Genomic DNA, 12,041 nt, shown 5'->3' with positions numbered 1-12,041 from the left:
ACTGACAAATCATTGAAAGCGGTTAAAGTTTGTGCTATTCTTTAAATACAATATCAAAGAGTCCTGGGGTGTACGTTTCTGCCGAACGTTTGAGCCAACACTTTACAAATGGGAGTCTGAGTTTATGATTTACGTGCAAGCCTTCAGTGAAAGGACGCATAAGAATTGTAACAGGACACCCACCTTTTCAGGCAGGTTCAACACAGAAGGATTTCGACGGCACATATGGGACTCTTACATATTCAACCACGAAGCAATCAGGTTAACCTGGTTGCTTTTAAATTTGGTTTACTTTCTAGGTTTAAGATATTTTTTATAGCGTTTCGCTTTAGTTGTAAAGGCACTATATGGACATTATGCAAAAAGACAGCTGACGATCCTCATATCCTAAATTAGATGTTCTTTTGGTTTGTAGTTGCATTCAAGGTGTTCCTTCATATATGCTATTATGGATATTTGATTGGAGTACTGGAGGAATTCACAAGATGTTACATCAGTTTTCACGAAATGAATTAGCCATAGGAAAAGAGGGATTAGAAGCACTCGAAGGTTCAACTGTAGCAGTGTTGGGCATCGGGGGTGTCGGTTCATTTTCTGCTGAAGCGCTTGCCCGTTCTGGGGTCGGCAGACTCATTCTTGTTGATAAAGACGATGTCGATATCACAAACGTCAATCGACAGCTTCATGCATTATTGTCGACGGTCGGACAGCCTAAGGTCGATTTGATGAAAGAGCGGATCGCTGACATTAATCCTGAATGTAAAGTTGAATCATTGAAGATGTTCTATACAGAAGAAACTTATGAAGATTTCTTCAGCTATCCACTTGATTTTGTCGTGGATGCATCCGATACGATTTCTTATAAAATCCATTTAATGAAGGAATGCTTGCGAAGGGAGATTCCGATCATCTCAAGTATGGGTGTGGCCAACAAAATGGACCCGACAAGACTTCGTATTGAAGATATCTCGAAAACTAGCTATGACCCGATTGCAAAAGTAATCCGTACGCGGTTGCGTAAAGAAGGTATCCATAAAGGGATTAACGTTGTATTTTCTGATGAAAAACCTGTCCAAATACGAGAGGAGATTCGTAAGAGCATCGTACCGGATGACAATGCGAAGATTCGTAAAGCGAAAATGCCACCTTCATCAAACGCTTTCGTTCCGTCGATTTCTGGGCTTATGATGGCGGGTCATGTCATCAACAAGCTGTTGGAAAGCAACGATATAAAAGTGGACCGAATCAGATAAACCTTTTAAAAAGATAGCTATGTTAAATATTACTGTTGATTTCTGACTATGTTTGATTGAAAAGAAATTTACGACACTCCTGCGGGAAAAGCGAGCCAGGTGAGACCCGTGGAGGTGCTGTCTAGCTCAGCTACCAGCACTTGGATCACTTCAAACCTCCTGCGGCTGCCACAACCTACGTGACTAAGCAGGTCGCTTCCGCTTTTTCGTTTGCCGGCGGAAAGGGAGTAAATTTCGAAGAAAGTCAACAATAAAACTAATACAGCCCAAAAGAAAAGGCTAACTCTCCATCTTGTCCGGATGTAGGAGTTAGCCTATTTTTCACATTTAAAGAAAGTATCAAATACTTTCTTCATTTTAAGCGCAACTAAAGCTCAGCCTGCGCCAAAGACTTGGATTTACCAAGTTTCCTTTATTTCATTCCTGGATTCGCTCGATATTCCGAAATAGGGATGTCGAGTGCAGTAGATAGTTTGAATAACATATCACGATCAGGAATGAGCTCATTGTTTTCGATCCTTTTTAAAGTGTGGATCGACAATCTGGAATTCAAAGCAAGCTGTTCAATGGATATGTTCAATTCCTCACGGTGACGTTTAATTGTATCGCCTAATTGCATGTTGTTCTCCTCCCATCCAGTACATTTTTTTGACCCTGTTAAAGCTAAATGTTGATTCGAACAGAAAGGCTGTTTTCTAAAAGTTTGTGGCTAATGGAATGTTCTAAAGAAAGGTGCTGAAACCTTTTGGCAGTGGAAATATGCGAGACTCCAGCGGGAAAGCAAGCTAAGCGAGACCCCGCAATCTTTTAAAGGACCTTCGACTATAATAATAAACTTCGACTAAATACCACCACGTCCTATGGTGAACGTCGAAGTCAGTACATCCTGTACAAGTACGTCCTGTGGTGAACGTCGAAGCCAGAATAAGGATAACTTCTAAGATTTCTCGTCGCAGACACGATAATGATTTCATTTTTGTGTTGACATCCTGTGCAAGTGAGGAGGCTTGCAGGTTCCCGCGGAAATCGAGTATATTTCCATAAACAACAATCTATGCGAAAACAGCCTACAGAAAAAATCTTTAAGTCAAATTTACGATACCTCTGTGGTAAAACAGAGTAATGATACAGGATAAATGGTTTATATTCATATATATGATTCTATTCACTTATATCATAACGACTTTGAAAGATTTAAGTTGTGAGAAAAATCACACACACAAAAACTGGACTGTCCCAAAAGAAAAGTGTCAGACCCCTCCAACACAACATTTTGGATCAAAACCACGATTTTTCTCAAAATGTTGTCAAGTTCGGAGAGACTCTGACACTTTCGGGACAGCCCATCAGATATTTACATTTAAAGAAAGTATCAAATACTTTCATCAATAAAAGCGCAACGAAAGCTCAGCCTGCGCCAAAGGCTTGGCTTTGCCAAGTTTTCTTTATTTCGCTACTTTTTCTAAATTACCGTTTTTGTCCATTTTGAACTTTGAAGCGGAAATCTCTTCTTGGTCTTGGAGCAGGACCATACGTCTTGCACGATCCATGATTTGAAGTAAAGCTTGATAATCATCCTTTAAGGATGCGAAATTATCTTTCAGCTCTTTCAATTCTGCTTCATACTCTTTATTTTGCTTTTTGAGCATTTCGCATTCTTGTTCAAGACGCTCATTTCTTTCTTTTACAGATTGAGAACCTGTGTTGTCGTTTTTCAACTGACTTAAGAAATGGATGACTGTATCCAAGTCCATTGCTTGCGTTGCAGCCTGTTGTCTTTGAACAGGTTTTTCTTCTAATTGTACCTGATTTGTTTCTGATTTTTCTTCTAGTTGTACCTGGTTTGTTTCTGATTTTTCTTCGGCTGTATAAGTTCTATGCTTCGGTTCAGAAAGAGGATGATAGTTTTCAAAATCCATAGTGTCATCAAAGCGAGTTTGATAAGCAGTGGATTTCTCTGGTTGCTTCGGTTGGTTTGATGCAGCTGCTCGTTTGCGTTCTTTTCGTTGTCGGCGTGCAATCTTCAGGGCTTGCTCGTATTTTTTACGTACGATGGCATTCCATCTGAATCCGACGGCTGCAGATGTTCGATCCAATTTGTCACCAACCTCTTCAAAAGCTTGAAGCTGTGTACTCCCTTCACGAACGTGTCTTAGCACTGTTTCGGCTAATAGTAGATCATCTTCTTCTGACCATGCATCTTGTCTCTGATTTGACATGAAAAATTCTCTCCTTTTTATTCCAGAAGGTTTTTAGCCTTATCTTGGACAAAAATGAGAGAAACTATACAAGATTACTATATTATTTTTCGACTAAAAGATTGATTGATAGGTTATTCTCCTTTTTCAATCCGCTCTTTAAAATAATCAAGCCTTCTCGTGACCGTTTTTTCATAACCTCGTTCACTCGGCTGATAGAAGGATTTATGCTTCAGGTGATCAGGAAGATACTGTTGGGAAACATATCCATCCTGATAATCATGTGGGTATTTATAGCCGATTCCAGAACCTAATTCCTTTGCACCGCTGTAGTGGGCATCTCTTAAGTGGGTCGGAACTTGACCGGTTTTTTCATTTTTGACGGTGTTCAAGGCTCTATCGATTCCAGTGATGACCGCATTGCTCTTTGGAGCGGTTGCGATATATAAAGCTGCTTCTGCAAGCGGAATACGTGCTTCTGGCATTCCAATGAAATCGACTGCCTGAGCTGTAGCTTGAGCGATCAACAATGCATTCGGATCAGCAAGTCCTACATCTTCAGCAGCATGGACATAAAGCCTCCGTGCGATGAACTTTGGATCTTCTCCTGCATAGATCATTTTCGCAAGCCAATAAAGGGTCGCATCAGGATCAGAACCACGGATGCTTTTGATGAAAGCGGAAATCGTGTCATAATGGTTGTCACCTTGCTTATCGTATTGCAGTACACGCTGTTGGATCGATTCTTCAGCGATTTCTATAGTTATTTGGATGACACCATCTGAATCAGGCGGAGTGGTGAGCACAGCTAGTTCGAGTGCATTCAAGGCTGTACGTGCATCACCACCGGCTACATCCACCAAATGTTCAAGCCCTTTTTCCTCAGCACGGATGTTATGATTTCCAAATCCTCTTTCCGGATCCTTGATGGCTGATTCCAACACTTCTTTCGTATGGTGATCAGTCAGTGGTTCGAATCGGAACAGCCTTGATCTAGATAAAAGAGCCCTGTTAATTTCGAACATCGGACTTTCTGTAGTCGCTCCAATCAAGATGATCGTTCCATCTTCCACATACGGTAAAAGGGCATCCTGTTGACTTTTGTTGAAACGGTGGATTTCATCTATAAACAAAAGTGTTTTCTGATTATCCATCTTCAAACGTTCCCGTGCCTGGGTCGTTATCGTACGGATATCTGCCACACCAGAAGTGACTGCGTTGATTTGTTCAAAATGCGCAGATGTCGTATTCGCGATGATTTTTGAAAGAGTTGTTTTACCCGTTCCAGGAGGTCCGAAGAATATCATGGCTGAGAGCTGATCTGCCTCAATTGCGCGACGGAGAAGTTTTCCTTTACCGACAATATGTTCTTGACCGATGAACTCATCTAAATTCCTAGGTCTCATCCGGTCCGCCAGCGGTTTGCCCTTTGGACCTTCTTCCATCTGCATATCGAATAAATCCATATGTTCACGTCCTTTCATGGACAATCTTCAATATAGTTAGGTTTGTATCAATTCAACTGAACGATACTATACGACTCGATTCAATGCAAGAAGAACCCTTTTCGTGCTATAATGTCATAGGAAAAAAATTCAGATACAATCTATATGGAGAAATACATCACAACTTGTATTATAAACAAGCAGCCTAAAGTATAACGATATGGGATATAACTAGATTTACAGGTGTATTTGAGTTGTCAATTGAGGAGGATACTATGAAAATTTCGACAAAGGGACGTTACGGATTGACCATCATGATGGCACTGGCGAAGAAACATGGTGAAGGACCAATCTCACTGAAATCAATCGCAAAAGACCATGAATTATCAGAACATTATCTTGAACAATTAGTAGGTCCGCTCCGTAATGCAGGATTAGTCAAAAGTGTACGGGGAGCATATGGCGGGTATACTTTGACCCGTGATCCGGAAACTATAACAGCAGGAGATATCATCCGCGTACTTGAAGGACCGATCACCCCAGTTGAAATCATGGATGATGAAGAACCCGCAAAAAGAGACCTCTGGATCAAAATCCGGGATGCTGTAAAGGAAGTGCTGGACAGCACCACTCTCGAGGAGTTGGCTTCTTATAGTGGTGGGGATGAAGATCAAAAGTCTTACATGTTCTACATTTAAGGATAGTTTTAATAAGTCCAAATGATAAACGGCAAATTCCGACGCACAGGACGTGCGTGCTAGTACTGCCCTTGTCATAGAACGTGATGGGGTTCGCCCGCAGAAAGCGAGTATATTTCAACGCTCTTCGAAAACTAAAGAGCCTAAATTAAAGTGATGTTTCGCAAAAACCAACAAAAATAAAGGTTTGTTCAACTCGGGTTGAACAATTCAATATAGGTGATATTTTATGAATTCGATTTACTTGGACCATGCTGCGACTTCTCCTACCCGTGAGGAAGTGGTCGAGGCGATGGTTCCTTATTTTACATCTCAATACGGGAATCCTTCGAGCATCCATCAGTTCGGAAGGAATACGAGACAAGCCCTAGATGAAGCCCGAAGAGTGATCGCCGGCAGTATCAACGCGAATTTCAACGAGATCATTTTCACAAGCGGCGGTACCGAATCGGATAACATGGCAATTATCGGAACTGCTTTCGCGCTTCAGGAGAAAGGAAAGCACATCATCACGACGAAGGTTGAGCATCACGCAGTATTACATGCTGTTGAATATCTAGAAGAGAATGGATTTGAAGTGACATACCTTCCTGTTGATGAAGAGGGGCTCATCGATCCACAGCAAGTAGAGGATGCGATTCGTGAAGATACGATCCTTGTGACCATCATGTACGGGAATAATGAAGTTGGTACGCTTCAACCGATTCAAGAGATCGGTAGAATTACGAGTGAAAAGGAAGTCCTTTTTCATACCGATGCGGTTCAAGCATATGGAAGTGTGATCATTGATGTGAAGCATATAGGAATCGACCTTTTGTCTGTCTCAGCCCATAAAATCAATGGTCCGAAAGGGAATGGGTTCTTGTATGTCCGTGAGGGGATTTGGCTGGAACCACGTGCCTTCGGCGGTGAACAAGAGCGTAAGAGGAGAGCCGGGACAGAGAACGTTCCTGGAATCATGGGCATGAAAAAAGCGGTGGAATTGATTCAAGATGAAAAAATCAATCGCTATGGAGAGCTTCTTCAAATGAAAAAAAGAATGCTTGAAATTTTTGATGATGCCGGCATCGAGTATGTGTTGAATGGATCAATCACCAATTCGCTGCCACATGTTTTGAATATCAGCTTCCCTGGGACAAATGTAGAATCAATGCTTGTCAATCTGGATCTGTCTGGTATCGCGGCATCCAGCGGATCAGCTTGTACGGCAGGATCGATCGAGCCTTCCCATGTGCTTGCGGCTATGTTCGATGATCATGAACGGATGACTTCTGCAATCCGTTTCAGCTTTGGTTTTGGAAACACAGTAGAAGAGATTGATCGGGCAGCAAACGAAACTGTCCGTATCGTCAATAGATTGACATCAATGTGAATGGAGGTGAGGAATATGGAAAAACGCCCTGAAGATACAAGAGTCGTCGTTGGAATGTCTGGAGGGGTCGATTCTTCAGTAGCTGCATTGCTTTTAAAAGAACAAGGATATGACGTGATCGGGATTTTTATGAAAAACTGGGATGACACTGATGAAAATGGCGTTTGTACAGCAACGGAAGACTATGAAGACGTCATCCGTGTCTGTAACCAACTTGGTATTCCCTACTATGCAGTGAATTTCGAAAAACAATATTGGAACAAAGTGTTTTCCTACTTCCTTGAGGAATATAAAGCTGGAAGAACGCCAAACCCTGATGTCATGTGCAACAAAGAGATCAAATTCAAGGCATTCCTCGATCATGCGATGAGTCTTGGAGCTGATTATGTAGCAACTGGACACTATGCGCGCATCGGTGAACGGCACGGGGAGAAGGTCATGCTCCGCGGTGTCGATGAAAACAAGGATCAAACCTATTTTTTGAATCAACTGAATCAGGAACAGATTTCGAAAGTATTGTTCCCGATCGGGGAATTTAAGAAGCCTGAAATCAGAGAAATGGCAGAAAAAGCAAACCTGGCGACTGCGAAGAAAAAAGACAGTACAGGTATTTGTTTTATCGGGGAGCGGAACTTCAAAGAATTCCTTAGCCAATACCTTCCTGCACAGCCTGGTGAAATGCAGACCCTGTCCGGTGAGGTGAAAGGGTCCCATGACGGACTTATGTATTATACGATTGGTCAACGTCATGGACTAGGAATCGGTGGCGATGGCGATCCATGGTTCGTTGTCGGAAAAGATTTAGAAAAAAATGTCCTGTTTGTCGAACAAGGATTCCATAATGAGCTGCTCTATTCGGATAAACTAAACGCCACGAAGGTCAGTTGGATGACTGGGAAAGGAATGCCGGATGAATTCAAGTGCACGGCGAAGTTCCGTTACCGCCAGCCAGACCGCCCTGTGACTGTCCGGAAAATGGAAGATGGCACGTATGATGTTATCTTTGATGAACCGCAGCGTGCGATCACCCCAGGACAAGCAGTTGTCTTTTATGATGGAGATGTATGTCTTGGCGGTGGGACGATCGATAAAGTGTATAAAAAAGAGGAAGCAATTTCTTATTTATAAATAGATCATGGAACAGAGTGGGGGCTGTCCGAAAAGTGTCTGAGTCTCTCCGAATTTAACAACATTTTGTGAAAAATCGTGGTTTTATCCAAAATGTTGTGTTGGAGGGGTCTGACACTTTTCTTTTAGGACAGATCCCCACTTCCATTTCTTTTTATAAATCAAGGTTTTGTAAAGATTAATGTTGAGTGTAGCAGTACTTAATGCGAAATTCGCAACACTTTAGAAAAGCGAGCCATGCGAAGCCCCGCAGTGAGGTACGCGTAGGGAGTGTTAGAACAACAAACAGCTGATTTTTTCAAAAAGGAGACCGACGATGTCTGATAAGAATAAACACGGAATTGAATTGATGAAAGAAGGAAAATACGAAGAAGCAGCGAAGGCATTTCATAGTGCTCTTGAAGAAAATCCTGACGATCCAGTCATTTATGTGAACTTTGGAAACCTGTTAGAACTGGTAGGCGAATATGAGAAAGCGATGGGCTTTTTCGATAAAGCCATTTCTATGGATGAAACAATGGCGCCGGCCTATTATGGTGGTGGCGTTGTCTTTTATAAACTCGAGCAGTATGATGATGCGCTTGACCTTTTTCAAGAAGCGATCAAACGTGGACTCTCAGATGGTGATTCCCACTTCATGCTCGGGATGAGTTTTTCACAATTGGGCGATATCACACGTGCCCTTCCGCATTTCCAATCTGCCGCTGAAAAGAATTCCGAGGATGTCGAGGCGTGGTTCCAATACGGAATGACACTCGGAAAACTGAATTTGTTTGAACAAGCAATCACTGCTTTAGAAAACGTTATCGAGCTCGCGCCAGACCATGCAGACGCTTACTATAACCTTGGCGTAGCGTATTTGTACAAAGAAAACATCCAGAAAGCGAAAGAGATGTTTGCCAAAGCAATCGAAAATCAGAACGATCATCTGCTGGCACATAACGGGATCAAGAAAATCAATGAGATTCAAGAGTCTACTGAAACCAATGATTAGTGGGGCGAAACGATGGAGTTACAAAGCCAATTCGATTTAGGATCAGAGGAAAAACGGTATGTGAAAGGTTCAATCCTTCATGTGATCTATCAAAATAAAGAGACCTTTTATTCCGTTTTAAAAGTGTCTTCGAAAGAATCTAATTTAGCGGACATAGATAAAGATACGATCGTAGTGGGCACTTTCCCTGTATTGATGGAAGAAGAGACGTACATCTTCTGGGGTGATATGAAAGACCATCCAAAGTATGGGAAACAATTTGTGGTTGAATTTTATAGAAAAGATCTTCCTAGGACAGAAGACGGGATGGTCCAGTATCTTTCAAGTGATTTGTTCAGTGGGATCGGGAAGAAGACCGCAGAGAAAGTCATACATACGCTCGGGGATAAAGCATTTTCTAAAATCATCGAAGATCCGGAAGTATTGAATGAGGTTAGGGATTTGTCCGAAGAACGGGCAAAGACCATATATGAAACATTGATGGAACACCAGGGTTTAGAACAGCTTCTCAGTACATTGCATCGCTACGGAATCGGTCCCTCCATTGCAATGAAAATCTATCAATCTTACAAAGATGAGGCGATATCCATCATTCAAACCAATCCTTATCAGTTGATTTATGACATTGATGGAATCGGTTTTCGAAGAGCAGATGAAATCGGAAATGCTTTAGGGATCGAAGAAACTTCTTCAGAACGTGTGCAAGCTGGCCTTCTTTATAATTTGAAAGAGCTATGTAATCAGCACGGACATACATACATTACAGTAGATGAATTGATAGAAGAAACGAAAAAACTGCTTTTTACAAAGCCTGTTGATTCTGAAGTGGATTTCTACAGCGACATTGTTGCTTTACATGGTGAAGGGAAGGTGTTCATCGAGGATGAAAATGCCTATCTTCCCTCGCTATATTTTGCTGAATATGGTCTACTTCAAAAGATTGAACGCTTATTGAAACAGGAAGAATATGATCGTATCGAGCTTTCAGATTTTTACAATGCACTCGGAGCTCTGGAGGAATCACAAGAAATCGAATATGCGGATGCTCAGAAAGATGCCATTTATAAAGCACTGACTTCCCCAATGATGATTTTGACTGGTGGTCCTGGAACAGGGAAGACGACTGTCATAAAAGGAATCATCGAAACGTATTCTGAAATCCATGGTCTTTCGCTCGATCTGCAGGACTATAAGGATGAGGATTTCCCATTTTTACTCGTAGCCCCGACTGGCCGTGCCGCGAAACGTATGAGTGAATCCACAGGTATTCCAGCAGTAACGATCCATCGTCTTCTTGGTTGGAAAGGCGGCAGCGGATTTGAATATCATGAAGAAAATCCGATTGCAGGCCGACTTCTCATCATTGATGAAATGTCGATGGTCGATGTCCGTCTTGCCTACAGGCTGTTCGACGCATTACCTGAAGAAATCCAGGTGATCATGGTGGGAGATGAGGATCAGCTTCCATCGGTAAGTCCTGGACAAGTATTAAAGGATTTCATTTCATCTGAAGTGATCCCAACAGTTAAGATTGATGAGATTTATCGACAAGCGAAAGGATCGACCATTGTTAAATTGGCCCATGAAATGAAAAAAGGGGGGTTGCCTGAGGACCTGGGTGCTCCTCAACATGACAGGCGGTTCTTCCCGTGTTCACAGGAGCAAGTGACCACAGCAGTCCTCCAGGTTTGTAAAAGTGCCATGACAAAAGGGTTTACAGCGCGGGATATACAAGTATTGGCACCAATGTACAGAGGCCGTGCTGGAATTGATGAGATGAACAAGGAATTGCAAGAAATGTTCAATCCTCCGACTGAACAAAAAAGGGAAATTGAGTATTTTCAATCGATCTATCGTGTCGGGGATAAGGTCCTCCAACTCGTCAATGCTCCCGAGGAGCAAATCTTCAATGGAGATATCGGAGAAATCGTCTCGATCATCTTCGCAAAAGAAACAACCGATAAAGAAGATCAGATTGTCATATCCTTTGATGGCATTGAGGTGACGTTCAAAAAAACGGATCTGAACCAGATTACGCATGCTTATTGTTGTTCGATTCATAAATCACAGGGAAGCGAGTTTCCGATCGTCGTCTTACCGATTGTTAAAGGCTATTATCGGATGCTGCGGCGGAATCTGATTTATACGGCGGTTACCCGCAGTAAAGAATATCTCATCTTATGTGGTGAAATGGATGCACTGGAAAGAGCAGTACAGCAAAACGACTCAGGGACCCGTAACTCACATTTGAGTATGAAATTGAAAAAAAGGATTGAAAAGCACAAGCGATAACGGAACAAAATGAGAAAGCGTATAAATCCCAAAAATACGGGACATCCTATTCGTAGCACTTTTTTGATTTATCAAGAGGAGGAACGAACAATGAGATGTCCCAACTGCCAATGCAAGGATCTTGGCAAAATCGGGGTGGACCAGTATTACTGCTGGGGATGTTTCATCGAACTGACGACCGTTGATGGCAAACTGACTCTTAATCAAGTAGAGGAAGATGGCAGTTTGACTTCTTTGGATGATTTGTTCGATGATGACGATCTAAGTATTTCGATGTAACTTCATACTGGGATGGTGTTTAATGTGAACCGTACAATCATGACTATAGCAACGACCTGTGCCGGTGCGTATCTGATCAAATCATTATATGGAAGAAATATGAAGATGAATCGCATGCTATCAACGAAGAAAATGAAGCGGATCCGCAAAAGGATTGCAAAAGCGATTTATTGAAAAGGGCTGACGTTCAGATGAATGTCAGTTTTTTTTGACCTTATAATAATTTTTTTGTGTAATTCGCTCCCTTTCCGCGGGCGATCCGCAAGCCTCCTCGCGAGTTCCTCGCTACGGGGTCTCGCTTGGCTCGCTTTTCCAGCAGGAGTGTCACAATTACACTTAAAATTTAATGAATCAATCTCCTTAAAGAAAGTATTCGCTTCTA

General features: G+C 42.1%; 11 protein-coding genes and 1 other RNA gene. 9 read left to right on the top strand and 3 right to left on the bottom strand.

Annotated features, from left to right (window positions below; all coding sequences use genetic code 11):
* Nucleotides 1-57 precede the first annotated feature (57 nt).
* Together ssrS and KOL94_RS09740 are read left to right on the top strand one after the other, a co-directional pair.
* Nucleotides 58-236, top strand: a non-coding RNA gene (gene ssrS / locus KOL94_RS09745) — 6S RNA.
* 249 nt (nt 237-485) lie between these two features.
* Nucleotides 486-1,253, top strand: coding sequence for a tRNA threonylcarbamoyladenosine dehydratase (locus KOL94_RS09740; RefSeq protein ID WP_221566161.1), 768 nt, complete (start codon nt 486-488; stop codon nt 1,251-1,253).
* Nucleotides 1,254-1,665: 412 nt separating this feature from the next.
* Here the strand turns inward: KOL94_RS09740 and KOL94_RS09735 are convergent, their stop codons facing one another.
* From KOL94_RS09735 to KOL94_RS09725, 3 genes are all read right to left on the bottom strand, one after another.
* Entirely contained in the window at nt 1,666-1,872 is a 207-nt protein-coding gene (locus tag KOL94_RS09735; protein WP_221566158.1) for a helix-turn-helix domain-containing protein, read from the bottom strand.
* An 826-nt stretch (nt 1,873-2,698) separates the two neighbouring features.
* Nucleotides 2,699-3,472 carry an RsfA family transcriptional regulator gene (locus KOL94_RS25635; RefSeq protein ID WP_221566155.1) on the bottom strand — a complete coding sequence of 258 codons (774 nt, stop codon included), beginning with the start codon at nt 3,470-3,472 and terminating at the stop codon, nt 2,699-2,701.
* 113 nt (nt 3,473-3,585) lie between these two features.
* A complete protein-coding gene (locus KOL94_RS09725; RefSeq protein ID WP_221566153.1) occupies nt 3,586-4,917 on the bottom strand; it encodes an AAA family ATPase in 1,332 nt (443 codons plus the stop codon).
* Between the two features lie 254 nt (nt 4,918-5,171).
* Between KOL94_RS09725 and cymR the strand changes: the two genes are divergently transcribed.
* The 7 genes from cymR to KOL94_RS25225 all read left to right on the top strand — a co-directional run bounded on the left by cymR (nt 5,172) and on the right by KOL94_RS25225 (nt 11,833).
* Complete coding sequence (gene cymR, locus KOL94_RS09720; protein WP_221566150.1) at nt 5,172-5,594, top strand: cysteine metabolism transcriptional regulator CymR; 423 nt, start codon at nt 5,172-5,174, stop codon at nt 5,592-5,594.
* Between the two features lie 229 nt (nt 5,595-5,823).
* Entirely contained in the window at nt 5,824-6,966 is a 1,143-nt protein-coding gene (locus KOL94_RS09715; RefSeq protein WP_221566148.1) for a cysteine desulfurase family protein, read from the top strand.
* Between the two features lie 15 nt (nt 6,967-6,981).
* Nucleotides 6,982-8,094, top strand: a complete 1,113-nt coding sequence (gene mnmA / locus KOL94_RS09710; protein WP_221566145.1) for a tRNA 2-thiouridine(34) synthase MnmA — start codon at nt 6,982-6,984, stop codon at nt 8,092-8,094.
* Between the two features lie 316 nt (nt 8,095-8,410).
* A complete protein-coding gene (locus KOL94_RS09705) occupies nt 8,411-9,088 on the top strand; it encodes a tetratricopeptide repeat protein (RefSeq protein ID WP_221566142.1) in 678 nt (225 codons plus the stop codon).
* Nucleotides 9,089-9,100: 12 nt separating this feature from the next.
* Nucleotides 9,101-11,380: an SF1B family DNA helicase RecD2 gene (recD2, locus tag KOL94_RS09700; RefSeq protein WP_221566139.1), complete on the top strand. Its 2,280-nt coding sequence runs from the start codon at nt 9,101-9,103 to the stop codon at nt 11,378-11,380.
* A 90-nt stretch (nt 11,381-11,470) separates the two neighbouring features.
* Entirely contained in the window at nt 11,471-11,659 is a 189-nt protein-coding gene (locus KOL94_RS09695; RefSeq protein ID WP_221566136.1) for a hypothetical protein, read from the top strand.
* Nucleotides 11,660-11,698: 39 nt separating this feature from the next.
* On the top strand, nt 11,699-11,833 hold the full coding sequence (locus KOL94_RS25225) for a hypothetical protein (RefSeq protein WP_260412268.1): 135 nt from the start codon (nt 11,699-11,701) through the stop codon (nt 11,831-11,833).
* Nucleotides 11,834-12,041 lie beyond the last annotated feature (208 nt).

It is taken from the genome of Alkalihalobacillus sp. TS-13 (assembly GCF_019720915.1).
GTDB lineage: Bacteria > Bacillota > Bacilli > Bacillales > Fictibacillaceae > Pseudalkalibacillus.
This window is presented reverse-complemented; position numbering and strand designations above follow the sequence as displayed.